The organism is Nonomuraea sp. NPDC003727 (genome assembly GCF_053586935.1).
On the sequence record NZ_JBSFNE010000017.1, the window covers coordinates 109,424 to 134,102 of the forward strand.

The 24,679-nt window shown below is 71.9% G+C and carries 26 protein-coding genes and 1 pseudogene; 17 read left to right on the forward strand and 10 right to left on the reverse strand.

Translation table 11 applies throughout. The features are described from left to right. From ACWDLG_RS35260 to ACWDLG_RS35270, 3 genes are read left to right on the forward strand one after another with little or no spacing between them, the layout of a single operon-like run. Positions 1-963: an ABC transporter permease gene (locus ACWDLG_RS35260; protein ID WP_354909949.1), complete on the forward strand. Its 963-nt coding sequence runs from the start codon at positions 1-3 to the stop codon at positions 961-963. Then, a complete protein-coding gene (locus ACWDLG_RS35265) occupies positions 963-1,268 on the forward strand; it encodes an L-rhamnose mutarotase (protein ID WP_449928467.1) in 306 nt (101 codons plus the stop codon). Before ACWDLG_RS35260 ends, ACWDLG_RS35265 begins: the two co-directional genes overlap by 1 nt. Then, positions 1,265-2,176: an aldo/keto reductase gene (locus ACWDLG_RS35270; RefSeq protein ID WP_449928468.1), complete on the forward strand. Its 912-nt coding sequence runs from the start codon at positions 1,265-1,267 to the stop codon at positions 2,174-2,176. The genes ACWDLG_RS35265 and ACWDLG_RS35270 overlap by 4 nt, the downstream gene beginning before the upstream one ends. Positions 2,177-2,264: 88 nt before the next feature. Here the strand turns inward: ACWDLG_RS35270 and ACWDLG_RS35275 are convergent, their stop codons facing one another. After that, a complete protein-coding gene (locus ACWDLG_RS35275) occupies positions 2,265-2,858 on the reverse strand; it encodes a TetR/AcrR family transcriptional regulator (protein ID WP_449928469.1) in 594 nt (197 codons plus the stop codon). A 118-nt stretch (positions 2,859-2,976) separates the two neighbouring features. Here ACWDLG_RS35275 and ACWDLG_RS35280 point away from each other — a divergent pair, with 118 nt between their 5' ends. Further along, positions 2,977-3,828 (forward strand): SDR family oxidoreductase, encoded by an 852-nt coding sequence (locus tag ACWDLG_RS35280; protein ID WP_449928470.1) that lies wholly within the window; start codon positions 2,977-2,979, stop codon positions 3,826-3,828. 65 nt (positions 3,829-3,893) lie between these two features. Here ACWDLG_RS35280 and ACWDLG_RS35285 read toward each other — a convergent pair whose 3' ends face one another. The 3 genes from ACWDLG_RS35285 to ACWDLG_RS35295 all read right to left on the reverse strand — a co-directional run bounded on the left by ACWDLG_RS35285 (position 3,894) and on the right by ACWDLG_RS35295 (position 6,303). Then, positions 3,894-4,835 (reverse strand): DNA polymerase ligase N-terminal domain-containing protein, encoded by a 942-nt coding sequence (locus ACWDLG_RS35285; RefSeq protein ID WP_449928471.1) that lies wholly within the window; start codon positions 4,833-4,835, stop codon positions 3,894-3,896. A gap of 9 nt (positions 4,836-4,844) precedes the next feature. Beyond that, positions 4,845-5,285 (reverse strand): GNAT family N-acetyltransferase, encoded by a 441-nt coding sequence (locus tag ACWDLG_RS35290; RefSeq protein ID WP_354909936.1) that lies wholly within the window; start codon positions 5,283-5,285, stop codon positions 4,845-4,847. A gap of 166 nt (positions 5,286-5,451) precedes the next feature. Continuing rightward, positions 5,452-6,303, reverse strand: a complete 852-nt coding sequence (locus ACWDLG_RS35295) for a leishmanolysin-related zinc metalloendopeptidase (protein WP_449928472.1) — start codon at positions 6,301-6,303, stop codon at positions 5,452-5,454. A gap of 198 nt (positions 6,304-6,501) precedes the next feature. Here ACWDLG_RS35295 and ACWDLG_RS35300 point away from each other — a divergent pair, with 198 nt between their 5' ends. From ACWDLG_RS35300 to ACWDLG_RS35310, 3 genes and pseudogenes are all read left to right on the forward strand, one after another. Next, a complete protein-coding gene (locus ACWDLG_RS35300) occupies positions 6,502-6,957 on the forward strand; it encodes an SgcJ/EcaC family oxidoreductase (RefSeq protein ID WP_449928473.1) in 456 nt (151 codons plus the stop codon). A 45-nt stretch (positions 6,958-7,002) separates the two neighbouring features. Further along, positions 7,003-7,788 carry an arylamine N-acetyltransferase family protein gene (locus tag ACWDLG_RS35305; RefSeq protein ID WP_449928474.1) on the forward strand — a complete coding sequence of 262 codons (786 nt, stop codon included), beginning with the start codon at positions 7,003-7,005 and terminating at the stop codon, positions 7,786-7,788. Positions 7,789-8,045: 257 nt separating this feature from the next. After that, positions 8,046-8,171, forward strand: a pseudogene (locus ACWDLG_RS35310) (sigma factor); the annotation flags it as partial. A gap of 24 nt (positions 8,172-8,195) precedes the next feature. Here ACWDLG_RS35310 and ACWDLG_RS35315 read toward each other — a convergent pair. From ACWDLG_RS35315 to ACWDLG_RS35330, 4 genes are all read right to left on the reverse strand, one after another. After that, complete coding sequence (locus ACWDLG_RS35315; RefSeq protein WP_449928475.1) at positions 8,196-8,867, reverse strand: FadR/GntR family transcriptional regulator; 672 nt, start codon at positions 8,865-8,867, stop codon at positions 8,196-8,198. A 24-nt stretch (positions 8,868-8,891) separates the two neighbouring features. After that, positions 8,892-9,839, reverse strand: coding sequence for an MBL fold metallo-hydrolase (locus ACWDLG_RS35320; protein WP_449928476.1), 948 nt, complete (start codon positions 9,837-9,839; stop codon positions 8,892-8,894). Positions 9,840-10,069: 230 nt separating this feature from the next. After that, positions 10,070-11,188, reverse strand: coding sequence for a steroid 3-ketoacyl-CoA thiolase (locus ACWDLG_RS35325; RefSeq protein ID WP_449928477.1), 1,119 nt, complete (start codon positions 11,186-11,188; stop codon positions 10,070-10,072). A 44-nt stretch (positions 11,189-11,232) separates the two neighbouring features. Continuing rightward, positions 11,233-12,183: an NADP-dependent oxidoreductase gene (locus ACWDLG_RS35330; protein WP_449928478.1), complete on the reverse strand. Its 951-nt coding sequence runs from the start codon at positions 12,181-12,183 to the stop codon at positions 11,233-11,235. A 135-nt stretch (positions 12,184-12,318) separates the two neighbouring features. Between ACWDLG_RS35330 and ACWDLG_RS35335 the strand changes: the two genes are divergently transcribed. Beyond that, a complete protein-coding gene (locus tag ACWDLG_RS35335; RefSeq protein WP_449928479.1) occupies positions 12,319-12,963 on the forward strand; it encodes a flavin reductase family protein in 645 nt (214 codons plus the stop codon). Positions 12,964-12,969: 6 nt separating this feature from the next. Here ACWDLG_RS35335 and ACWDLG_RS35340 read toward each other — a convergent pair whose 3' ends face one another. Continuing rightward, positions 12,970-13,584 (reverse strand): TetR family transcriptional regulator, encoded by a 615-nt coding sequence (locus ACWDLG_RS35340; RefSeq protein ID WP_449928480.1) that lies wholly within the window; start codon positions 13,582-13,584, stop codon positions 12,970-12,972. A 179-nt stretch (positions 13,585-13,763) separates the two neighbouring features. Here ACWDLG_RS35340 and ACWDLG_RS35345 point away from each other — a divergent pair, with 179 nt between their 5' ends. Genes ACWDLG_RS35345 through ACWDLG_RS35370 form a run of 6 tightly spaced genes read left to right on the forward strand, consistent with a single transcriptional unit; the run spans position 13,764 to position 19,873 of the window. Further along, positions 13,764-15,389, forward strand: coding sequence for an AMP-binding protein (locus ACWDLG_RS35345; protein ID WP_449928481.1), 1,626 nt, complete (start codon positions 13,764-13,766; stop codon positions 15,387-15,389). Beyond that, positions 15,390-16,238, forward strand: a complete 849-nt coding sequence (locus ACWDLG_RS35350; protein WP_449928482.1) for an acyl-CoA dehydrogenase family protein — start codon at positions 15,390-15,392, stop codon at positions 16,236-16,238. It begins immediately after the preceding gene. Then, positions 16,238-17,392: an acyl-CoA dehydrogenase family protein gene (locus ACWDLG_RS35355; RefSeq protein WP_354909907.1), complete on the forward strand. Its 1,155-nt coding sequence runs from the start codon at positions 16,238-16,240 to the stop codon at positions 17,390-17,392. Before ACWDLG_RS35350 ends, ACWDLG_RS35355 begins: the two co-directional genes overlap by 1 nt. Continuing rightward, entirely contained in the window at positions 17,389-18,273 is an 885-nt protein-coding gene (locus ACWDLG_RS35360) for a bifunctional MaoC family dehydratase N-terminal/OB-fold nucleic acid binding domain-containing protein (protein ID WP_449928483.1), read from the forward strand. The genes ACWDLG_RS35355 and ACWDLG_RS35360 overlap by 4 nt, the downstream gene beginning before the upstream one ends. Then, positions 18,273-18,710 (forward strand): MaoC family dehydratase, encoded by a 438-nt coding sequence (locus ACWDLG_RS35365; RefSeq protein ID WP_449928484.1) that lies wholly within the window; start codon positions 18,273-18,275, stop codon positions 18,708-18,710. The genes ACWDLG_RS35360 and ACWDLG_RS35365 overlap by 1 nt, the downstream gene beginning before the upstream one ends. Continuing rightward, a complete protein-coding gene (locus ACWDLG_RS35370; RefSeq protein ID WP_449928485.1) occupies positions 18,707-19,873 on the forward strand; it encodes a lipid-transfer protein in 1,167 nt (388 codons plus the stop codon). Before ACWDLG_RS35365 ends, ACWDLG_RS35370 begins: the two co-directional genes overlap by 4 nt. A 163-nt stretch (positions 19,874-20,036) precedes the next feature. Here the strand turns inward: ACWDLG_RS35370 and ACWDLG_RS35375 are convergent, their stop codons facing one another. Continuing rightward, positions 20,037-22,028 (reverse strand): hypothetical protein, encoded by a 1,992-nt coding sequence (locus ACWDLG_RS35375; RefSeq protein WP_449928486.1) that lies wholly within the window; start codon positions 22,026-22,028, stop codon positions 20,037-20,039. Positions 22,029-22,264: 236 nt separating this feature from the next. On the opposite strand from ACWDLG_RS35375, the gene ACWDLG_RS35380 reads away from it, so the two are divergent. The 3 genes from ACWDLG_RS35380 to ACWDLG_RS35390 are packed head-to-tail and all read left to right on the forward strand — an operon-like array spanning position 22,265 to position 24,652. Beyond that, a complete protein-coding gene (locus ACWDLG_RS35380; RefSeq protein ID WP_449928487.1) occupies positions 22,265-23,314 on the forward strand; it encodes an ABC transporter ATP-binding protein in 1,050 nt (349 codons plus the stop codon). Further along, complete coding sequence (locus ACWDLG_RS35385) at positions 23,307-23,984, forward strand: ABC transporter permease (RefSeq protein ID WP_354909892.1); 678 nt, start codon at positions 23,307-23,309, stop codon at positions 23,982-23,984. Before ACWDLG_RS35380 ends, ACWDLG_RS35385 begins: the two co-directional genes overlap by 8 nt. Further along, the gene (locus ACWDLG_RS35390) at positions 23,981-24,652 is read left to right on the forward strand and encodes an ABC transporter permease (RefSeq protein WP_449928488.1); all 672 of its coding nucleotides are present in this window, start codon (positions 23,981-23,983) and stop codon (positions 24,650-24,652) included. The genes ACWDLG_RS35385 and ACWDLG_RS35390 overlap by 4 nt, the downstream gene beginning before the upstream one ends. The last annotated feature ends 27 nt before the right edge of the window (positions 24,653-24,679 follow it).

Genomic DNA, 24,679 nt, shown 5'->3' on the forward strand with positions numbered 1-24,679 from the left:
ATGACCGCACCCGCACCGCGCCTCAAGCTGGCGAGGTTCCGCGACCTGACGCTGGTGCCGGTGATCGTGCTCTTGCTGGTCGTGGGCGCGTTCGTGGATCCGGTGTTCCTCAGTCCGGGCAACCTCATCAACGTCCTGCAGCAGCAGTCGGCGCTCGCGCTGGTCGTGCTGGCCGAGGCGCTGATCCTGATCGCGGGCAAGTTCGACCTGTCGCTGGAGTCGACGGTCGGCATGGCGCCCGCGATCACCGTGCTGATGATCCCCGCCGCCTCCGGCGCCATGGGGTTGCTGGCGATCCCCATCTGCCTGCTCATCGGCGCGGCGATCGGCGCGTTCAACGGCTTCCTGATCCTGAAGTTCCAGCTGTCGGCGTTCGTCGTGACGCTGGCCATGCTGATCGTCGTGCACGGCCTGCACCTGGGGCTGACCGGCGGCAAGAGCCTGTTCGAGCTGCCCGACTCGCTGCTCTACCTGGGCAGCGCCTCCTGGCTCGGGCTGCCCGCGGCCATCTGGATCGCGGGCGTGCTGTTCGCCGCCGGCATCGTCGCGCTCGGCTACTTCCGCCTCGGCCGGGCCCTCTACGCCATCGGCGGCAACGCCGACGCCGCCCGCGCCGCGGGCATCAGGGTGGAGCGGGTGCTGTGGAGCGTGTTCATCATCGGCGGGGCGCTGGCGGCGCTCGCCGGGGTCCTGGAGACCGGCCGCCTGGGCGGCATCAGCGCCAACCAGGGCGTGGGGTGGATCTTCATGGTCTTCGCCGCCGCGGTCATCGGCGGCGTCAGCATGGACGGCGGCAAGGGCACGATCTTCGGTGCGCTCACCGGTGTCCTGGTGATCGGCCTGGTGGAGAACATCCTCACGCTGCGAGGCGTCCCGGGTGAGTGGAAGCAGCTCGTCTACGGCGTGATCATCCTGGTGGCGTTGATGATCAGCAGGGTGGCCGGAGGGAAGGCGCAGGACTGATGCAGCGACTGGCGTTGCGGACCCGGCTCAAGGCCGGCTGCGAGGAGATCTACGACAAGGAGCACGCCGCCATCCCGGCCGAGCTGGAGGAGGCCATGCGGGAGCACGGCGTCTACTCCTGGCGGATCTGGCGCGACGGCCGCGACCTGTTCCACTTCGTGGAGGTCGAGGACTACGCCGCCCTCCAGGACGCGCTGCGGGACCACCCGGCCGACCAGGCGTGGCAGGCGAAGATGAACCGCCTGCTCGACGGCGACTTCGACAAGCGCGCGGGCGGACTCAAGCTGGTCTGGGAGATGCGGTGAAGCCGGCGCGGCCGGTCCTGTCCAGGCTCGGGTTCGGCGGCGCGCCGATCGGCAACCTCTACACCGAGGTCAGCGACGACGACGCGCGCGCGGCCGTCGACGCCGCCTGGGACACCGGGACGCGCCTGTTCGACACCGCGCCGCATTACGGCCTCGGCCTGTCCGAGCGCCGTCTCGGCGCGGCGCTGGCCGGGCGCTCGGGCTACGTCCTGTCCACCAAGGTCGGCCGGCTGCTGGTGCCCGCCGAGCCCGCCCCCGACCCCGACGGCTTCGCCGTCACGACCGGCCTGCGCAGGCAGTGGGACTTCTCCGCGGCCGGCGTCCGCCGGTCGATCGAGGAGTCCCTGGTACGGCTCGGCCTGCCCGCCGTCGACCTGGCCCTCATCCACGACCCGGACGACCACGCCGAGCAGGCGCTCGAGGAGGCCTACCCCGAGCTGGCCGCGATGCGCGACGAGGGTCTGGTGAAGGCGATCGGCGTCGGGACGAACCAGTGGGAGCTCCCGCTGCGCTTCGTCCAGGAGACCGACATCGACGTGGTCATGCTCGCGGGGCGCTACACGCTGCTCGACCGTACGGGCCTGCCGCTGCTGGAGGAGTGCGCCGCCCGCGGCGTCCAGGTGATCGCGGCCGGCGTCTTCAACAGCGGCCTGCTCGCCACCGACGAGCCGGGCGCCACGTTCAACTACGCGCCCGCGTCCGCCGAGCTGGTGGACCGGGCCTCGAAGATCGCCGGGATCTGCGCCCGGCACGGGGTCACGCTGCCGCAGGCGGCCATCGCCTTTCCGCTGCGGCATCCGGCGGTGGCCTCGATCGTGCTGGGCGCCAGGACCGCGGACGAGGTGCGCAGGAACGCCGCCCTCGCCGACCGTCCGGTGCCGGACGAGCTGTGGGAGGAGCTCGGCTAGCTGTCCCCGGCCGGGAACGTGGTGCCGGCCGGGCGCATGCCGCTGAGCGCTCGGCCGCACGCCCGGGGCATGCCGGTGAGCGCTCGGGTCAGCGCGGGGGGCGCATGCCGGTGAGCGCCGTGTCCACCAGGGCGCTCGCGTACTCGTGGGTGAGCGGGCCGCCGCGCTGCATCCAGCGGTTGAGCAGCGGCCCCCACAGCAGGTCGATGGCCAGATCGAGATCGAGGTCGGCGGCGAGCTGCCCCGCCTCCTGGGCCGCCCGCAGCCGCTTCCGCTTGATCTCGCGCATCGGCAGGTCGAGCCGTTCGGCGTAGGCGGCGGCCAGCTCGGCGTCGTGGACGATCTCGGTGTTGAGCGCGCGCATCGGCTCGTCGTAGCGGGGATCGTTCAGCTCGTCGACGGTGGCGTGGAGGACCGTCTTGAGGTCCGCCGCCAGGTCGCCGGTGTCGGGCAGGGCCGCCTCGTCGCCCGGCCCCCCGCCCATGGCCGCGAGGAAGGCGTCGAAGAGCACGGCGCCCTTGGACGGCCACCACCGGTAGATGGTCTGCTTGCCGACGCCCGCCCGCGCGGCGATGCCCTCGATGCTGAGCCTGGCGTAGCCGACCTCGGTCACGAGCTCGAAGGCGGCGGTGAGGATGGCCTGCCGGGAGGTCTCGCTCCGTCGGGCCGCGTTCGCTGTCACGGGCAGCAGCTTACCTGAGACGAGACGGACCGTCTTGACATTCCACATCCAGGCCCCCATAGTTGTCGACGTAATACGAGACGAACCGTCTCGACTCGTACAGATCGGAGCCTCACCCATGCGTACCGCCGATACCGCCAGGACCTGGTTCATCACCGGCGCCAGCCGCGGTCTGGGCCGCGCGTTCACCGAGGCCGCGCTGGAGCGCGGTGACCAGGTGGTCGCCGTGGCCAGGAACATCGAGCCGCTGCGCGAGCTGGAAGCCGCCCACCCGGGCGACCTGCTCGTCCTGCCCCTCGACGTCACCGACCGCGCCGCGGTGCTCGCCACCGTCGCGGCCGCCCACGAGCATTTTGGCAGGCTCGACATCGTCGTCAACAACGCGGGCGCCATGTCCGCCGGCATGGTCGAGGAGTTCACCGAAGAGCAGGCCCGAGCGCAGATGGAGGTCAACTTCTTCGGCGCGCTGTGGGTCGGCCAGGCCGTCATGCCGTACCTGCGGGCCCAGCGGGCGGGGCACATCGTGCAGATCTCCAGCATCGCCGGGCTCGGCGGCTTCCCCACGACCGGCCTCTACAGCGCGAGCAAGTTCGCGCTGGAGGGCATGAGCGAGGCGCTGGCCATGGAGGCGGCCCAGTTCGGCGTCAAGCTCACGATCGTGCAGCCCGGTGGGTACTGGACCGACCTCTACACCAGCATGACCGCCACCACTCCGCTGCCGCCCTACGCCCCGCTACGGGCCGAGCTGGAGAAGCAGTGGGCCGAAGGGTCGATCGACAGCGAGCCGCGCCTGGCCGCCCAGGCGGTGCTCGCGCTGGTCGACAGCGACGAGCCGCCGCTGCGGCTGCTGCTCGGCAGCATGGTGTACGACCTGGCCTTCGACATCTCGCGGCAGCGGATGGACACCTGGGGCGGGTGGGAGCGGGTCAGCCGCGCCGCCGAGCACGCCGTCCCCGCTCCAGGCGCCTGAACGACCGGCGTCCGCGGGCTCCGGGCCGGGCACGCGTCCGCGCAGGGCCGGCGGCTTTCCGGCCGTCACGCCTCCGCCGGGACGAAGATCCACGCCTTCGACTCGCCCTCCTCGTAGGGCGAGTCGAGGCGCTTGGCGACCACGCCGGGCAGGCCCTGGTCGCGGGCGGCCTGCCGTACCGGCTGGGCCTGGCCGGGCCACGCGGGCGCGGTCTGCCACCTGGCGCCCGCGATCTCCAGCGCCTCCAGCGCCGCCCTGCGCGTCCGGTACGGCTCGCCGACCAGTGAACGGCCGGCGTCGTAGAGCAGGTCGTAGGCGACGAACACCTCCTCGCCCGCCAGGGAGACGATCTCGCCGTCGAGCACCGCCGTCCGGCTGCCGAGCCGTTCGGCCAGCGGCCTCAGCAGCGGCACGTCGGTGCGCCCGCCCTCGATCGGCACCAGCGTCCTGCGCCCGCCCCACGCGAACTCGAAGGCGTAGTCCTCGGCGTTCCTCGGCAGCCGGGCGCGCCGCACGGGCAGCATGGGGGCCAGATCGGGCAGCGGATCCCGCGACGGGGGATCCATGCGGTGGATCATCCAGTTCTTGCCGTTCGTCTGGAACAGCGCGAACCTGCCCTGCGCCCGCTCCCCGTGCAGCACCACCTTGACCTCGCGGTCCGACCACTTCTCCGTCTCGTAGGTGCCGCGGTCCCAGATCGTCATCGTGCCGCCGCCGTACTCGCCGCGCGGGATCTCCCCCTCGAACGTCGAGTACTCCATCGGGTGGTCCTCGGTGTGGACCGCCAGGTGGTTGACCGCCGGGTCCTCGGGCAGGCCCTTCGGTATCGCCCAGGAGGCGAGCACGCCGTCGCGCTCCAGCCGCAGATCCCAATGCAGCGACCGGGCGTGGTGCTCCTGGATGACGAACGTGTCGTCGCCGCCCGGCTCGGGTGCCCGCTCAGGTACCGGCTCAGGCGTCTTCGCCGGGTCTCTCATGTCGCGATACCGCTCCAGCTTGTCGGCCACGACGTGGTTCTACCCGCGGCGCTCGTACCTGGTGATCCACAGGCCGGAAATCACCTCGACGTCCTCGATCCTGGTGAACCCGAGCCGCTCGTAGAGGGTCCGCGCCGGGACGTTGCCGCGGCCGGTGGAGACGACGGTCGTCCGGCCGTCCGCCCGGTCGAGCAGCTCGGCGACCAGCGTCCTTCCGATGCCCCGCCGGTGAGCGCGGGGATCGACGACGAGACGGTCGATGTCGACCAGGTCGTCGGTCTCCGTCCACGCCACCGCGCCCACCAGCATGCCCTCGTCGTCGAAGGCGCCCCGCCACGCCAGCGGCGCGGCGATCAGGTCGTCGAGCGTCTCGCGCAGGGGCGGGATCCGGTCGTCGCCGATGAGCTCGGCCTCGACGGCGTAGGCGGCGTGCTGCAGGTCCAGCAGGGTCCTGTCCGGTTCGAGATCATCTATCCGCATCCGCCGAGTATCCCAGCCCACCGCAGCCGACCGCCTGGTCCGAGCACCGGGGCGCGCCGGGACGCGCGGGTCCGCGCGCCGTGGTGGTGCGCCGGGAGAGCGTGCCGGGTCATGCGGCCCGGTCCGTGCGTCGCGGCGGTGGGGTGGGGCGGGGTTGTCCGGCGGCTCAGATGGTGGCGATCGGTTCGGGGGCGGCGACCGTGCACGTCGGAGCCACCTCCGGCCGCATGCCCCTGACCTCGGCCATGAACAGCGGCGACGGCAGCACGTACGGCTCGGCCGCCGCCAGGTCCACCTGGTAGCCCATGTCCTCCAGCGCCGCGACGCTGGTCCTGCTGATCGGGTTGCCGAGCTGCGAGACCCTGCTGGTCATCAGCTCCACCCCGAACACCGACTCGCGCCAGTGGCCGCCCACGCTGCCGGGCCCGCCGACGTTCTCCACCGGGACGGCATGCGGTCCGGCCGCGCCCAGCAGCACCCCGAACTCCCTGCTCGCGGCCGGGCCCACGAAGGTCGGGTCGGGACCGCCGAGACCCGTCGACAGCCCCAGCGTCTCCCAGATCGTGCCGAAGCCCAGCGCGTGACCCATCTCGTGCACGATCACGTCGTGCAGCAGCCCCGTCTGCTCCATCCGGTCCAGGTCGAAGGTGTCGAACCGCATGACGCCGACCGCCGGGAGCGCGCTGCCGGACCTGAGGAGCAGGGGACCCGCCTGGCCGAGGATGTTGCCCTGCTCGGTGCCGGGACCGTCGATCTTCGCGCCCTCCGCGAGGATCACCAGGTCGTCGATCCGCTCGCCCGCCGCGATGCCGGCGGGAAGGCCCTCCAGCTCGGGGATCCGGACGTCGGGGAGGTCGCCCACGATGACCCGCGCCCAGCGGTCGGCGGCGGCGGCGAACGCCGCCTTCTGCGTCTCGCTCAGCCCGCCCATGAACCGGACCTCGATCGTGTACGGCGACTCGGTGTTCGCCAGGGCCTTCGCTCGCCGTGCGTCGGCACGCGCCAGATGGATGTCCATCTCCACCATCTCCTTGCGGCTCCTTGAGGTGTCGTCCAGGGCCGAGTGTGGGCGACAGGGGAGGCGTCGCGCCTGAGTACGCCCCTACTCATCCATACGGGCTTGACATCATGCTGCCCTGCGCTAATCTCTTCATCGGAGAAGATAATTAACAAAAGCAGAATCTTGATAGATGAAGCTGAATGGAAGGGGAGCGACATGACCCGCGACGCCGCCATCGAGAGCGACACCGCCGCCGTTCGCGCGCTGCTGGAGCGGGCACGGGAGGCCTGGGACCGCGGCGACGGCACCGCCTACGGCGCGCAGTTCACCGCCGACGCCACCGACGTGACCTTCGTCGGCAGCGTCTACCAGGGCGGCGCGGAGATCGGCCGGGCCCACCAGGTCCTGTTCGACAGCTTCCTGAAGGGCAGCCGCCTGGCGATGGAGATCATCGACATCCGCTTCTACGGCCCGGACACCGCCGTCGTCGTCAGCCGCGGCGACGTCTACAAGAGCAGGCCGAAGAAGCTCGGCAAGGTGCAGACCTACACCGTCGTACGCGAGGCGGACGGCCAGTGGCGGATCGCGGCCATCCAGAAGACCAAGCGGCAGGGGCTCATGGAGGCGATCTCCTTCATGTTCCAGCCCGCGACCCGGCCCCGCAGCGCCTGACTTCCAGGGCGCACAGCGTCACCCGTCGCATGGTTTGCTTGTCTCGTGAACGAGTCGGAGATCTCCCGCTATCTGGACAGATTCGGTGCGACGCGGCCGGCCGAACCGGACGCGGCCGGCCTGCGTGCCCTTCAGCGCGCCCACCTGAGAGCGGTGCCGTTCGAGAACCTGAGCATCCATCTCGGCGAGCCGATCTCCCTCGACCCCGGCGCGCTCCACGACAAGATCGTCGCGCGCCGTCGCGGCGGATTCTGTTACGAGCTGAACGGGTTGTTCGCCGAACTGCTGACCGCGCTCGGCTACCGGGTGACCCTGCTGGCCGCCAGGGCCTTCCAGGGTGAGCGGCTGGGGCCGCTGTTCGACCACCTGGCGATCCGCGTCGATCTCGACGAGCCCTGGCTGGTCGACGTCGGATTCGGCGACTTCGCCGACGAGCCGCTGCGGCTCGACGAGCGGGCCGAGCAGAAGGACGGCGCGGGCGCCGTCCAGGTCGTCCCCGCACCGAGCGGGCACGGCGACCTCGACATCGTCCACAAGGGCGACCCGGCCTACCGGCTGACCGCCCGGCCGTACGAACTGGCGGACTTCGGCCCGACCTGCTGGTGGCAAACCACCTCTCCCCAGTCGCACTTCACCAGGTCACCGGTCTGCTCCCTCCGCACCGCCGAGGGCCGGACCACGATCAGCGGCCGCAAGCTCATCCGGACGGTGAACGGCGAGCGCACCGAGCAGGTGCTGCAGGAGAGCGACCTCCGCGCCGCCTACCTCGACCACTTCGGGGTCGCTCTCGACCGGCTCCCGTCCACGGGAACCGCGGCCACGGCGCCGTAGCCGGACAGGTGCGGCAGGGCCGGCTCCCGGTCGGAGTCGGCAATAGGGCCGCTCCACGGCACCTGGCCTCTCGCGGGGAGGGGGAGCAGGGGGCCGCCTGCCGTACGGTCCCCGGCGTGCGCGGCACCGGTCGCGCCGTGTCCCCGCCCGGCGGCGGTGAAAGTCGGCGGGCACCTGCAACCTTTCGCCCGGTGGGTCGCGTTGGGTACCGGCGAGAGGAGATCACAGTGGATCGTCACGACGGCTTCGACGAGTTCGTGCAAAGCCGCCAGCAGGCGCTGATGCGGACCGCGTACCTGCTCACGGGAGACGCGCACCTCGCCGAGGACCTGTTGCAGAGTGTGCTGATCAAGGTCGTGGGGCACTGGCGGAAGCTGTCCAGGGACGGCAATCCCGAGGCGCCACCGTCAGAGGGCCTTCTGCAGCCAGGACTCCACCCCTGCCACGTGGACGACCGCCCACGACCGCGCCACCTCCGCCTGCCGCGACGCGATCGCCTCGTAGATCGCGATGTGCTGTTCCCGCGTCTTCTCCAGGGCGCCCTCCTGGGTGAGGCCGCGCCAGATGCGCGCCCTGGTGGTCGGGCCCGAGAGGCTCTCGATGAACGAGCACAGCACGGCGTTGCCCGACCCCTGGGCGATGCGCTGGTGGAAGGTGAGGTCGTTGGCCACCAGCTCCTCGATCGTCGGCTCGGGCGGCAGCGAGTCGAGCACCGCCTTCAGCTCGGCGATGTCCTCGTCGCTCATCGTGAGCGCGGCCATCGCGGTGGCGGCGGGTTCGAGGATGCGGCGCACCTCGAAGAACTGGATCACCGTGTCGTCGCGGTGCAGGTCGAGGACGAACGACATCGTGTCGAGCAGCAGCCGGGGTTCGAGGCTGGTGACGTAGGTGCCGTCGCCCTGCCGTACGTCGAGGACGTTGATGAGCGCCAGTGCCCGTACGGCTTCGCGCAGCGAGTTGCGTGACAGGCCGAGGCGTTCGGCCAGGTCAGCCTCCTTGGGCAGCCTGTCGCCCGGAGAGAGCTCGCCCGAGAGGATCATCTGCTTGATCTTGTCGATCGCCGCGTCGGTGACCGCCACGTATTCCCCCTAGACATCGGATGTCTAGGAGTGTACGGCCACGAACCGGACGGGATCGACCTCGGGGAGCCGCCGGATCAGGCCGCGGGCCTCCAGGGCGCGGAGGTGGGCGGCGGCCTCTCCCGCCGCCATGGCGCGGAGCACGGGCGGGAGGTCGCCCCACGGGCGGTTCCAGGTCATGCGGGCGGCGATCTCCCAGATGGTGAGGGGCTCGCCGGCCAGGGTGGCCAGCGAGGCGAGCTTGTCCTCGTGGTGGGAGCGGATCTCGGCGGCGCGCGCCGCCGCGTCGGGGAAGGGCCACTCGTGGGCGGGGAGCGCCTCGGTACGGCCCAGCGCGGCGACCCGGTCGAGCGAGGACAGGAAATCCGCCAACGGATCTACATCGTCCCGGTCATAGGGATAAATGCCGATATGAGGAGTGATGTCGGGAAGGATGTGGTCGCCGGTGAACAGCCGGTCGGCGTCCTCCAGGTGGAGGCACAGGTGGCCGGAGGTGTGGCCGGGCGTGTGGATGGCCCGCAGGACACGGCCCGGCACGTCGAGCAGGTCGCCGTCGCGCACCGCCAGGTCGGGCTCGGCGGGCGGCTCCGGCCGTCCCTCACCGGCAGGAGGCAGCTCGGTCGCGCCCGCGCCCGCCCGCCGCAGCATCTCGGACTGGAAGGCGTGGTGCTCGTCCTCGCCGAGGTCGCGCATGAGCTTCACCAGGCGCGCGTCGGCCTCGTGCATCGCGATCCACGCGCCCGACTCCTCGCGCACGCGTCCGGCCAGCCCCGCGTGGTCCGGGTGGAAGTGGGTGACGACCACGCCGCGCACGTCCCGCACGTCGACGCCCACGGCCGCCAGGCCCGCGCGCAGCGCCTGCCACGCGTCGTGATGGTTCCACCCCGCGTCCACCAGCACCGGGCCGCCGGGCGAGTCGATCGCGTAGACGAGCGTGTAGCCCAGCGGGTTGCCGGGGATGGGCACCGGCACGCTGCTCACCCCGCCGCCGAGGTCCCGGGGCCGCTGGTCGGCGTACGCCCGGCGGCGCGTCGGCCTCCCGGCCCGCTCCGGCGTGGCGCCGGAGGGCTCCAGCGTCGGCCTCCCGGCCCGCTCCTGTGTGGCTTCGGAGTCCCGCGTCGGCCTCCCGGCCCCCTCCCGCGTGGCGTCGGAGGACTCCCGCGTCGCCTCTCTCGGGGGCTCGCCCCCGCTTCGCCGTACGGTCATGCGACGCGTTCCAGGATGGTGGCCGTGGCGAGCGCGCCGCCCGCGCACATGGTCACGAGGGCGGTCGACAGGTCGGCCCTCTCCAGTTCGTGCAGCGCCGAGGTCACCAGCCGGGCCCCGGTCGCCCCGACGGGGTGGCCGAGCGCGATGGCCCCGCCGTTGACGTTCACCCGGTCCATGTCGGGCTCGTGCACGGACGCCCAGGACAGAACGACCGCCGCGAACGCCTCGTTCACCTCGAACCTGTCGATGTCGCCCATGGCCATCCCGGCCCTGCCGAGCACCGCCGCCGTGGCGTCCACGGGGCCGTCCAGGTGGTAGTGCGGCTCGGCGCCGACCAGCGTCTGGGCGAGGATGCGGGCGCGTGGGCGCAGGCCATGCCGCCGGGCCGCCTGCTCGCTCATCAGGAGCACCGCCGCCGCCCCGTCGGACACCTGGGAGGAGGTGCCTGCGGTGTGCAGCCCGTTCTCGCCGAGCACCGGCTTCAGCGCCGCGAGTCCCTCCGTGGTCGTCTCGCGCAACCCCTGGTCCCTGGAGACCTCGCCCACCGGGACGATCTCCCTGGCGTACCTGCCGTCCGCCCACGCCTTGGCCGCGAGCCGCTGCGACCGGGCGCCGAACCAGTCGAGCCGCTCCCTGGTCAGCCCCCGCCTGCGGGCGATGCGCTCGGCCGCCGTGAACTGGTCGGGCAGGTCGATCGCCCAGTCGTCGGGCTTCGGCTTGGCGGGTAACACGTTGCTGCCGAGCGGCGCCCTGCTCATCACCTCGACCCCGCAGGCCACGCCCGCCTCGATCACCCCCGCCTGGATCAGCGCGGCGACCAGGTGCACGGCCTGCTGGGACGATCCGCACTGCGCGTCGATCGTGGTGACCCCGGCCTGGTACGGCAGGCCCGCGTACAGCCAGGCGTGCCGTCCGACGTGGCCGCCCTGCTCGCCCGCCTGCGTGACGCACCCGGCGAACACCTGCTCGACCAGGCGCGGGTCGATCCCCGCCCGGTCGACGAGGCCGTTGAGCGCCGCCGCGAGCACCTGGAGGGGCTTGCGCTCCGACAGCCATCCGTTCCGCTTGCCGATCGGTGTCCTGACGGCCTCGACGATCACCGGTGCGCTCATAGCTGCCTCCAGAATGATGCTCTGGAGGCAAAATGTAACGCGTTCTACTTTGCCGTGGAAGGCCTGATTTCCAGCACGATCTTCCCGACCGTCCTGCCGGTCTCGCCGAGCTCGTGCGCCTTGGCCGCCTCGGCCAGGGGGAACACGGCCGCGATCTCCGCCCGCAGCCGCCCCGCCTCCACCAGTGCCGCGATGGCCTTCATCGCCGCATGGTCCGGCTCGACCAGCACGTCGACCGCCCGCACGCCGCGCGCCTGCGCCTTGGCGGAAAGCTCGTCGTCCCGGCGCGACAGCACCAGCGACACCAGCGTGCCCCCGGGCCTGAGCGTCTCCAGCGAGCGCGGCCCGTAGTCGCCGCCGATCGTGTCGAGCACCACGTCGACGTCCTTCACCGCCGTGGCGAAGTCCTCGCTCCGGTAGTCGACCAGCTCGTCGGCGCCCAGCGAGCGGAGGAAATCGTGCTTGGCCGCGCTCGCCGTACCGATGACGTGGGCGCCGCGCGCCTTGGCGATCTGGACGGCCAGGTGGCCGACGCCGCCCGCGGCGGCGTGGACGAGCACCCGCCGGCCGGCCCGCACGCCCGCGGCGTCGACCAGCGCCTGCCAGGCCGTCAGCGCGGCCAGCGGCAGCGCACCCGCCTGGACGTGGTCGACGCCGGCGGGCTTGCGGGCGAAGGTCCTGGACGGCGCGGTGACGTACTCGGCGAACGCGCCGTGCCCTGAGGGGTAGCGCAGCATGCCGAAGACCTCGTCGCCGGGCTGGTAGAGGGACACGCCGACGCCGACCGCCTCGACCACGCCGGAGACGTCCCAGCCGAGCACGAACGGCGGCCTGCCCAGGAGGCCGCCGCTCGCCCGGTGCTTCCAGTCGGTCGGGTTGAGCCCGGCCGCGTGCACCCTGACCAGTACCTCGGTCGGTCCCGGCGCCGGCACGGGAAGGTCGATCTCCTTGAGTACCTCTGGTCCGCCCAGAACATCCTGACTGATGGCTCTCATGTGGTACACCCTGCCCGAGGTGCCGGAAACGGGCCAGTGGCCCGATGGTCGAGGTCCTGTCCGGCGGAGCACGCCTGATGGCCCCGGCCGTCGCTTCGGCCGGGGCCGAAGCGATCCGGTCCTACGGTCGACGCCATGAACATCACGGACATGGCCACCGGGCATGTGACGATCACGCCGAGCATCCTGTATTTCGGGACGCCGGTCGTGCTGCTCTCCACCGAGAACGAGGACGGCTCGGCCAACCTCGCCCCGATCTCCTCGGCGTGGGCGCTCGGTCAGGTGGTCGTCATGGGCCTCGGCGTCGAGGGGCACACGGGGCGCAACCTCGCCGACCGGAGCGAGCTGGTGATCAACCTGCCGGAGCCGGGGCAGTGGGCCGCGGTGGAGCGGCTCGCCCCGCTGACCGGGTGCGACCCGGTGCCGGACACCAAGCGGGGCAGCTTCCGCTTCGTGCAGGACAAGTTCGCGGCCGCGGGGCTCAGGCCCGAGCCCTCCGACCTGGTCCGGCCGCCCAGGGTCGCCGGATGTCCCCTTCAGCTGGAGGCTCGTGCCGTCAGGGTCAGACCCGACCTGTCGGGCGACTTCCTCATCGTGGAGGCCGACGTGCTCAAGGTCCACGCCGACCCGCGCATCGTGGTGCCGGGCACGCAGCACGTCGACCCGGCCCGGTGGAGCCCGCTGATCTACAACTTCCGGCACTACTTCGGGCTCGGCCGCGAGCTCGGCCACAGCTTCCGTTCCCAGACCCCGCGTCGCGGCCCCGGATCGCCCGCGTGAGCGGGGTCAGAGGCCGGACAGCAGGCGGGTGGCGGCGATCTCGATGCGGCGCTGGATCTGCTCGTACGTGCGCCGCCCGCGCAGCATCTCCAGGAGTTCCTGCACCCACACGCTGGACAGCAGCCCGGTCAGGATCAGGTCGTCCTCGGCGGTCTGCTCGCCGCCTGCCACCCGCAGCAGCAGCCCGGCCATCCGGTCGCCGAACGGGGTGTCGACCTCGGCCATGATCAGGGATCGGATGAGGGCGTCGGCCAGCTCCGGCTCGCGCATCAGCCCGCGCGTGGCCCTCATGAGCACGTCGACCGCCCGCCCCGCGGCCGTCGGAGCGTTCGGCGGGCGCCGCTCGATGCTGCTCTCCAGCAGGTCGATCTCCTCGCCGACGACCGCGACGACCAGGTCCATCTTGGAGGGGAAGTAGCGGTAGAGGGTGCCGAGGGCGACCCCTGCGCGTTCGGCGACCGTGCGCATCTGCATGGCCTCGACGCCGCCGCGCGAGGCCAGGGCGGCCGCGGCCTGGACGATGCGCTTGCGGCGCTGGTGCTGGCTTCTGGTGCGGACACCGGCGGCGGGCTGGTCCTCCTTGCCGGGAGGCGTGGGGAGAGTCGCATGCGGAGGGCGCATGAGAACACGTTATCCGATGTCCGTGTCGTCCCGCTTGTTACTCGCGAGTCACAAGGAAGCGCATGTCTGCCGCATGTCCCAGGAGACGGGGGATCGCGCATCGGGGGCGGGCACTGGACAGATATTAGAATCTGTTCTAGTTTGTGGCGCGGTTGACCGAGCGCTTGCTGGGAGGCGGGATGACCGCGGACACCCTCGCCGGCTTACTCGCGCGCAGAGCCGCCGACGACCGTCCCGGCCTGCTGTTCGAGGACGCCATCTGGACGTGGCGGGAGGTCGTCGCGGCCTGCCGGGCCCGGGCGGCGGCACTGGCGGGGGCCGGGCACGTGGGCGTGCTCTGCGACAACGTGCCCGAGCTCGTCTTCCTCATCGGCGCCGCCGCGCTGGGCGGCCCCGTGGTCGTCGCGCTCAACACCACGAGGTCCGCCGACGAGCTGGCCAGGGACGCCCGCGCCACCGACGTGGGCCTCCTGCTGTGGGACCCGCCGTACGGCCCGACCGCCGCCTCCCTCGGCCTGCCCGCCTTCCCCCTCGCCGACCTCGCGCACTCCGCTCCGCCGCGGCCGCCCGCCGGGGTGACGAGGCAGGACGGCACGGACGGCACGGACGGCTCGCCCGGCTCGCCCGGCGAGCTGGTGATGCTGATCTTCACCTCGGGCACCTCGGGCGCCCCCAGGGCGGTGCGGATCACCCAGCGGAAGATCGCCGTCCCCGGCCTCAGCCTCGGCGCGATGCTCACCCCCGACGACGTCGTCTACTGCTCGATGCCGCTCTTCCACTCCGGGGCGCTCATGGCCGCCTTCGCCCCCGCCGTGGCCTCGGGCGCCGCGCTGGCCGTCCGCAGGAGGTTCTCCGCCTCGAACCTGCTACCGGACGTCCGCCGCCACGGCTGCACCTACCTGCACTACGTCGGCAAGGCGCTCTCCTACGTCCTGGCCACGCCCCGGCGGCCGGACGACGCCGACAACCCGCTGCGCATCGCGTTCGGCAACGAGGGCAGCGCGACCGCCGTCCGCCGCTTCGGCGAGCGTTTCGGCTGCCACGTGATCGACGCGTTCGGCTCGACGGAGAGCGCCGTGTCGATCTCGCCAGACCCCTCCGGCCCTCCCGGATCGCTCGGCCGGCTCCCCGACGGCGTCGAGATCAGGAACCCGCTGACCGGCGAGCGCTGCGCCCCCGCGACCATCGAGGACGGCCGGCCCGCCAACCCCGACGAGGCGATCGGCGAGCTGGTCAACGTGGCGGGCCTCGGCCTGTTCGACGGCTACTACAACGACCCGGCCGCCGACGCCGAGCGGATCAGGCAAGGCGCCTACTGGTCGGGCGACCTGGCCTACGCCGACGCGCACGGCTACGTCTTCTTCGCGGGCAGGGGGACCGAGCGGCTGCGCGTGGACGGCGAGAACCTGGCCGTGGCGCCCATCGAGGCCGCGCTGCGCGAGTTCGACGGGGTGGTGGAGGCCGCGGTGTATCCGGTCCCCGACGCCGCGGCGGGCGACCAGGTGATGGCGGCGCTCGTGCTCGACCGGCCGTTCGACCCGGCCGCCTTCGCGGCCTTCGCCGCCGGGCTGGGCGCCAAGGCCGTACCCCGGTACGTCCGCCTGTGCCGGGAACTGCCGCAGACGCCGTCGCACAAGGTCGTCAAGCGGGTCCTGGCCGGCGAGGCCTGGCGCACCGCCGACCCCGTCTGGTGGCGTCCCCCCGCCAGGGGCGCGACGGGTTTCCTGAGGCTGACAGGGGAGGACATCAGCGTGATCGAGGACGAGTTCGCCCGGCACGGCCGTACGCACCTACTGGAGAGCTGAGTGGATTTCACCCTGGACGAGACCCAACAGGACCTGCGCACCCTCACCGCCGACCTGCTGGCGAAGGACCCGAGCTGGTCGGCCATGGAACGGGCCGGACTGGCCGCCGTCTGCACCCCCGAGGAGGGCCTCGGCGCGGTGGAGATGGCCGTCGTCCTGCGCGAGGTGGGCGCGGCGGCGGCCGACGTGCCCGCGCTGCCAGTCCTCGCCGCCACCCTCGCCATGGCCGCGTACGGCAGGCAGGTCGACGGCCTGCCCACCGTCGCGGTCAAGGGCATGAGCGCCCCCTACGCGCAGCAGGCCACGCACGCCCTCTACGCCACCGGCGAGGGACTGTTCCTCACCGACGACTTCCAGGTCGTCCCCGAGTTCACCGCCACGGGCGAGCCGTCCGGCACGATCGTTCCCGGCCGCAGCGAGAAGCTCGCCGACCCGGGGCACGACCTGCGGAAGATCGTCACGGTCGCCGTCGCGGCCCAGGCGAGCGGCGTCCTGGCCGGAGCGCTCAAGCTCACCACCGACCACATCAAGAACCGCCGGCAGTTCGGCCGCCCGCTGGCCGAGTTCCAGGCCGTCACCATGCAGATCGCCGATGTGTACATCGCCTCGCGCGCCCTCGACGTCGCGATGTGGTCGGCCGCGTGGGGCATGGACGGCGACGACGCGGCCATCGCGGGCTTCCACGTCTGCGAGGCGTTCCGGGCGCTGTTCACCTGCCAGCACCTGCACGGCGGCCTCGGCCTCGACGTCACCTACCCCCTGCACCGCTACTTCGGCCACGCCAAGCACCTGTCGCACCTGCTCGGCGGCGCCGACGCCCAGCTCGACCTGATCGGAGCGCACCTCTGATGCTGATCGACCTGACCCCTGAGCAGCGCAGGCTCCGCGACGAGCTGCGCGAGTACTTCCAGGCCTGCCTCACCGCCGAGGACCGCAAGAAGATCGCCGAGGACCCGTTCGGTCACGCCTACATGGACCACTGCCGCCGGCTCGGCAGGGACGGCAAGCTCGGTCTCGGCTGGCCCAAGGAGTACGGCGGAGCCGGCTACGGCCCGCTGGAGCAGCAGATCTTCGCCAACGAGATCGCCAGGGCCGCCGTGCCGTACCCGATCATCACGCTGCAGACCGTCGGCCCCACCCTCATGCAGTACGGCACGCCGAAGCAGAAGGACTTCTTCCTGCCGCGCATCCTCGCCGGCGAGTGCCACTTCGCCATCGGCTACAGCGAGCCCGAGGCGGGCACCGACCTGGCCGCGCTGCGCACGACCGCGGTGAAGGACGGCGACCACTACGTCGTCAACGGGCAGAAGATCTTCACCAGCGGCGCGCACTACGCCCAGTACATCTGGATGGCCGCGCGCACCAACCCCGACGCGAAGAAGCACAAGGGCATCACGATGATGATCGTGGACTGCGCCGACCCGGGCTACTCGTGGACGCCGATCATCACCATGGACGGCCGCCACCACACCAACGCCACCTACTACCAGGACGTCAAGGTCCCCGAGGACATGGTGGTCGGCGAGGTCGACAGGGGCTGGGACCTGATCGTCAACCAGCTCAACCACGAGCGGGTCACGCTCGGCCCCGCGGGCAACCTGGCCCAGACCTACGACCGTTTCCTGGCGTGGGCCCGCGCCAAGGACCTGCTCGACGTCCAGGACGTGCGGCGCGCGGTCGCCAGGATCCACGCCTACTACCGCACGAACGAGCTGCTCAACTGGCAGGTCGCGGCGAACATGGACCTCGGCTGGCTGGGCGCGCCCGACGCCTCCGCCACCAAGATCTACGGCTCCGAGCGGATGCAGGAGATCGGCAGGATCGTCTGCGACGTCCTGGCCAGGTACGGCGACCCGGCCGACCCCGAGACCGCCCACCTCATGGAACGGGTGGACCACGGCGTGAAGGGCGCGGTCGTGCTCACCTTCGGCGGCGGCGTGAACGAGGTGCAGCGCGAGCTGATCGCCATGCTGGGGCTGTCGCTGCCGAGGCCGCCGCGATGATCGGCCACGAGGAGCTCATGGAGCTCGCGAGCAAGCAGATCGCGCTCGGCGAGGTGGACGGCACGCCCGCCCCGGACCCCGTCAACGAGCCGATGATCAGGCACTGGCTCGCCGCGATGGGCGACACCAACCCCGTCTACCTGGCCGACGGGGTGGCGCCGCCCGCGATGGCGCAGGTGTGGACGATGCAGGGGCTCGGCCCCCGCCAGTCGTCACCGGTCGACCAGATCATCACCGCGCTCGACGACGCCGGATACACCGGGGTGGTCGCCACCAACTGCGAGCACACCTACCACCGCTACCTGCGGCTGGGGGAGCGGGTCAGCGCCGCCACCCGCTTCACCGAGCTGAAGGGCCCCAAGACAACGGCACTCGGCGAGGGCTACTTCGCCACCTGGAACGTCACCTGGTACTCGGAGGACGAGGCGGTCGCCGAGATGCTCTTCCGGGTCCTCAAGTTCCGGCCTGAGCCCAGGCGGAAGCCGTATCCGCTGCGGCCGGCCATCAACCAGGACACCGCCTTCTTCTGGGAGGGCGTCAAACAGGGCGAGCTGCGCATCCAGCGCTGCGGCGACTGCGGCGAGCTCAGGCACCCGCCGGGGCCGCTGTGCCCGTCGTGCCGGTCGGCCAACCGCGACCACGTGGTGGCCGGCGGGGAGGGCACCGTCTACAGCTTCGTCGTGCACCACCACCCGCCCGTCCCGGGAAGGGAGGCGCCCTTTGTGGTGGCTGTGGTGGAGCTGCCGGAAGGGGTGAGGATTGTGGGCAACATCGTGGACTGTCCGGTTGAAGACGTGGGTATCGGTATGGAGTTGCGTGTGACCTACGTCTCTATAGACGATGAACTGACCCTTCCTCTGTGGGCACCGCGGGAGCCGTGATGCGTACGCTGACCGAAGGACAGGCCGAGATCGGATCGGTGCTCCCCGAGCTGTCGATCGACCTCACCCCCACCCTGATCGTCTCCACGGCGCTGGCGACCATGGACTACACCCCCGTCCACCACGACGTCGAGGGCGCCCGCGCCCAGGGCTCCAAGGACGTCTTCCTCAACATCCTCACCACGATGGGGCTGGTCGAGCGGTACGTCACCGACTGGGTCGGCCCCGAGGCGGTCATCAAGCGCATCAACGTCAAGCTCGGCGTGCCCGCCTACGCCGGCGACCGGCTGTCGTTCAGCGGCGCCGTCGTCGACGTCGAGGACGGCGAGTACACGGTCGAGGTCCGCGGCAAGGTGAGCCTCGGCGACCACGCCACCGCCACCGTCGCCTTCCGGCTGGCCGACTCCGGTACGGCACGGCCGCGGGAGGGCGCGTGAACTCGCGGGCGGCGATCGCCGGCATCGGGGCCACGGAGTTCAGCAAGGAGTCGGGGCGGTCGGAGTTACGGCTGGCCGCCGAGGCCGTGCTCGCGGCGCTCGACGACGCGGGGCTGACGCCGTCCGACGTGGACGGGCTGGTCACCTACACGCAGGACACCAACCAGGAGATCGCCGTCGCCCGCGAGGTAGGCATCGGCGACCTGACCTTCTTCTCGCGCGTCCACTACGGCGGCGGCGCGGCGTGCGGCACCGTCATGCACGCGGCGATGGCGGTCGCGACGGGCGCGGCCGAGACCGTGGTCTGCTACCGCGCCTTCAACGAGCGCTCGGGACGCAGGTTCGGGCAGCCCGACGCCAGGGTGGGCGGCGAGCCGTCCTCCCAGGGGCTCGAGATGAGCTGGCATGTGCCGTACGGGCTGATGACGCCGGCGGCGTGGGTGGCGATGTTCGCGCGCAGGTACATGCACGTCTTCGGGGCAACCTCCGAGGACTTCGGCAGGGTGGCGGTGGCGATGCGCCGGCACGCGGCCACCAATCCCGCGGCGTGGTTCCACGGCAGGCCGATCACGCTGGAGGAGCACCAGGCGTCGCGGTGGATCGTGGAGCCGCTGCACCTGCTGGACTGCTGCCAGGAGAGCGACGGCGGGGTCGCGGTCGTCGTGACGTCGGCCGAGCGGGCGCGCGACCTGCGGCGCTCGCCCGTGGTGATCGCCGCGGCGGCGCAGGGCTCCGGCGCGGGCCAGATGATGATGACCAGCTACTACCGCGACGACATGACCGGCCTGCCCGAGATGTCAGTCGTCGGCCGGAAGCTGTGGGAGATGTCCGGCCTGTCGCCCGCGGACATCCAGACGGCGATCCTCTACGACCACTTCACCCCGTTCGTCCTCAACCAGCTGGAGGAGCTCGGCTTCTGCGGCAGGGGAGAGGCCAAGGACTACGTGAAGGACGGCGGCATCGAGCTCGGCGGCCGCCTGCCGGTCAACCCGCACGGCGGCCAGCTCGGCGAGGCCTACATCCACGGCATGAACGGCATCGCCGAGGCCGTCCGCCAGATCAGGGGCACCTCGGTGAACCAGGTGCCGGGCGCGGCCAACGTCCTGGTCACGGCCGGGACCGGCGTGCCGACCAGCGGGCTGGTCCTCACCGCGGACCGCTGAGCACGGACCTATGAGCAGGGACCGATGAGCGGGGACCGCTGAGCAGGGAGGCGGCGGCGCGCCCGCCGCCTCCCTACGACTACCTGGGGATCCGGAGAAGTCACCGGCATCTCCCCGGCGATCCACCGGAACGCTTCCCGGAGATCCGGTGGAAGGCCTGCGTCTACATGGGGATCCAGAGGAACACCAGCATCGCGATCGCCAGGCAGGCAAGGAAGCCGATCAGCTCCCACGCCCAGTCGTGGTGGCGGCGCCGCTTGCGCTTCTTCTTGCTCGCGGCCTGCTTCGGCGCGGGCCGCTTCGGCTTGCCACCCGCCGGCTTGCGCGAGTCCTTCGCCGACTGCTCGGCGGCGGCCTTCTTCGCGGCACCGGCCTGCTTCGGCGCGGGCTTTCCGAGGGCGTTCGCGCTCCGCCCGGCCACCGCGTCCTTGAGGACACCGGCGGCCCGCGCCGCCACCGACCCCTGCGGATCGCCGGAGGTCTGGGCCGACCCCTTCCGATCACCGGAGGGCCGCGCCGTCGCGATGCCCGCCGGGCCACCGACGGCCTGCCCGATCCGGACGTCTACCGGGCCATCGAGGGGCTGTCCGGTCCGGGTGTCTGCCAGGCCGCCGACGGCCTGTCCCGCCCGGGTGTCCGCCGGGTCACCGAGGGTCTGCCCGATCCCGCCCTCTACCGGGCCACCGATGGCCTGCCCGATCCGGGTGTCTGCCGGGCCGTCGACGGTCTGCCCGATCCCGCTCTCTACCGGGCCGCCGACGGCGTGCCCGATCCGGAGGTCTGCCGGGCCGTCGACGGTCTTCCCGATCCCGGTGTCTGCCGGGACGCCGACGATCTGCCCGGTCGCGAGGCTTTCCTGGGTGCCGGTGGTCGGCGCGGGTGCGGGAATCTCCCCCGGGGCGGGAGGCAGCACGTAGACCGGCTCCTTCGCCGGCCTGCGCGGCACGAACAGGCTCGCCGGCTCCTCCCTCGGCTCGCCCTTGTGCACCAGCAGGTCGGCGAGCGCCGCGCGGTCGCGGGCGCGCATGGGCAGGTCCACCGGATCGTCGGCGGGCGCCACGGGAGGCGGCGCCGCCGCCCACGCGTCGTCGAGGATGTCGCCGCCGACCAGCGGAGCGGGACGCGCGGCCCCGGCGGGCGCGCCGAACGTCGCGGACGGACCGAACGTCGCGGGCGTGCCGGGCGTCCCGGCGACGTCGGGCCTGCGGGAGGTGCCGGGCGTGCCGAAGGCGGTGGGCCTCGGGGTGGTGGAGGGCTTGCCGGGCCTGCTGAAGGCGTCCCAGGCCGCCGGGGCGTCGAGCACGTCGGCGGGGGTGGGCGCCTGCAGCGCGGGCGGGCGCGCGGTCAGGGCGTCGCGCAGCTTCGGCATCGGCGCCGTCGCCGCCTCGTGGGGCGCGATCTTGGCGGGGTCCGGCGGGGTGAGCAGCTCGGTCGGGAACAGCCCCGTGTTCGTCGCCGGATCGGTCTCGCTGAGCGGTACCGGCCAGACGGGGGCCGTCGGCCACATCGGCTTGACGAACAAGGAGCCCGCCACGGGCGCCGGAGCCGGGGCGGACGCGGCGGGGCGCGGGCCCAGCAGGCGCGTCCTGAGCGCCTCGGGCGGCGGGCGCCACGGCAGGCGGCCGAGCACGTCGCGAAGGGGCGCCACGCCCAGCGCGCCGTACACCTCGGCGACCGGCTGGTCGGGGCTGGGCCCCGCGGCGGTCAGCGCGGACGTCAGTGACTGGCGGAAGCGGAGGGCGGCGTTCTGGATCAGCTCGACCGCGGTGTCCTTGGCCACGTCGAGCACCCAGGCCAGTTCGTCGTCGGTGAGCCCGATGACGACGGACAGCATGAGCACTTCGCGCTGGTGCGGGCGCAGGTCACGCAGGACGCGCTCGACGAGCGCGGTGGCGGGGTCGACGAGGGGATCGATGACGGGAGGCGCGTAGACGATGTCGCGGCGGTAGATCTCCCGCCGCGCGAGCGCGTACAGCGCGGCACGCGGCGGCTCCACGGAAGGCACGCTGGACAGGACGGCTTCCAGCGCGTCGGAGGCGGAGCCCGGGTCACCGAGCTGGTCCGCGCAGTAGGCGAACAGCCCGGCGGCGTGACGGTCGTAGAGCTCGGCGACCAGATCCTCGCGAGATCGCTGATCGGTGAGCGGGTGGGTCACGGGGCCGTATTCCTCTGTAAGAAGAGTGGACGCTGGGGATGAGGGGGCGGCGTCGGAGCGTTGCAGGCAATCATGCCGGTTGCCGAGGCGGAATGCACCCTTGGATGCCCATTTAGTCATCGCCTGAAGCGGTTCACGTCGGGGCCAACGGGACACAGGAGTATCGCCCGCCGTAGTCTGTCGAGCAGAGATCATGGGGCGGGCCGCGGCCCCGCCGGTCGAGCGAGAGGTCGCGCATGATCACCTTTGACTCCGTCACCAAGCGTTACCCCGACGGTTTCGTGGCCGTGGACAACCTGTCCATGGAGGCTGAAACCGGGCAGATCACCGTCCTGGTCGGCCCCTCGGGATGTGGCAAGACCACGACACTGCGAATGATCAACAGGATGATCGACGCCAGCGAGGGGCGGATCCTGCTCGACGGCGCCGACGTCAAGGAGATCGATCCCCCGACGCTGCGGCGCGGCATCGGCTACGTCATCCAGCAGGCGGGGCTGTTCCCGCACCGCAAGATCGTCGACAACGTCGCGACCGTGCCGTACCTGCTGGGCTGGGACCGGAAGAAGGCCCGCGATCGGGCCATGGAGTTGCTGGAGCGGGTCGGGCTCGATCCCAAGATGGCCCAGCGCTACCCCTTCCAGCTCTCCGGCGGCCAGCAGCAGCGCGTCGGCGTGGCCCGCGCCCTGGCCGCCGACCCGCCCGTGCTGCTCATGGACGAGCCGTTCAGCGCGGTCGACCCCATCGTGCGCACCTCGCTGCAGGACGAGCTGCTCAGGCTGCAGTCGGAGCTCAACAAGACGATCGTGTTCGTCACCCACGACATCGACGAGGCGATCAAGCTCGGCGACCGGGTGGCCGTGCTGCGCGTCGGGGGCAGGCTCGCCCAGTTCGCCGACCCCAAGACGTTGCTGTCGGAGCCCGCCGACGACTTCGTGCGCGAGTTCCTCGGCAAGGACCGCGGCATCAGGCGGCTGTCGTTCGTCTCCAGCGAGCACCTGCGGCTGCGTACGGACCTGATCGTCCCCGCCTCCTCGCCGGACACGGCCGCCGCGCCCGGCGCCTGGCTCATGGCCGTCTCCGAGGACGGCAGGCCGGTGGGCTGGGTGGGCCGCGACGAGCCGTTCGGCACCTACGTCCACGGCAAGGACTCCATGCGGGCGGCGCTCGACGCGGCCCTGCTGTCCCCGTCGGGGCAGGCGGTGGCGGTCGACCCGGAGGGCAGGGCCGTGGGCATCGCGACCCGGCAGGCGCTCGACGAGGCGCTGGGGGAGGCCGCCGATGGATGACGAGCAGCCGCTGTTCAAATGGAGCTGGGTCGAGAGCAACTGGAACTCCGACTCGCCGAACAGCATCGTCAACCTGCTCCAGGCGCACATCGTGATGTCGATGGCGCCCGTCGTGCTCGGGCTGCTCCTCGCGCTGCCGCTCGGTCTGGCGTGCGTGCGCTGGCGCTACCTCTACCAGCCCACGGCGGCCGTCATGAACGTGATCTACGCCCTGCCGTCGCTGCCGCTGTTCATGCTGCTGATCCCCCAGACGGGCCTCACCCAGCTCACCGTGATCATCCCGCTCACCTTCTACGCCCTGGCCGTCCTGGTCCCGGCCGTGGTCGACGGCATGGGATCGGTGCCCGACCACGTCAGGCAGTCGGCGGTGGCCATGGGCTTCACGCCCCTGCGCCGCCTGGTCCTGGTCGAGCTGCCGATCGCGGTGCCCGTCGTGCTGGCCGGGCTGCGCGTCGTCACGGTCTCCAGCATCAGCCTGGTCAGCGTCGGCGCGCTCATCGGGCAGGGCGGGCTCGGCAACCTGTTCACCGACGCCTTCCAGCGCGACTTCTACACCCCCGCCATCGCGGGCATCGTGCTCATCGTGCTGCTGGCCCTGGTCGGCGACGGCATCGTGCTGGCCGCTCAGCGCCTGCTGACCCCCTGGGTGCGGGCCAGGAGGGCGTCATGAACTGGATCGTCGACTTCTTCACCGACCCCGCCAACTGGTCGGGGCCCGACGCCATCCCCGCCCGGCTCCTGCAGCACCTCGGCTTCTCCGTGGCCGCGCTGGCCCTCGCCGCGCTCATCGGGATCCCGCTCGGGCTGCTGATCGGCCATACCGGGCGCGGCTCGGTGGTCGTGGTCGTCAGCGCGAACCTGGCCAGGGCGCTGCCCACGCTCGGCCTCCTGGTGCTGATCGTCCTGCTGCTCGGCACCGCCGGCATCTGGCCGGTGCTGATCCCGCTGGTGGCGCTGGCCGTACCACCGATCCTGGTCAACACCTTCGAGGGCGTCAGGGGAGTCGACCCCGACCTGCGCGACGCCGCCTACGGGATGGGGCTGCGCGGGCCGCAGGTGCTGTTCGGGGTGCTCGTGCCGGTCGCGCTGCCGCTGATCATGCTGGGGCTCAGGCTGGCGGCCGTCCAGGTGGTGGCGACGGCGGCGGTGGCCGCCTACGTCGGCCTGGGCGGGCTCGGACGTTACATCATCGACGGATTGGCGACACAGGACTACGAGAGTGTCGTCGGCGGTTCTGTACTGATCGTCGGCTTCGCTCTCGCGGTCCAGGGGCTGTTCACGCTCGTGCAGCGGCTCACGGTGTCCCCGGGGGTGAGCCGGCGACTGCGGGTTCGATAATCTCTCCAATACCCCCCGTTTAGAAGG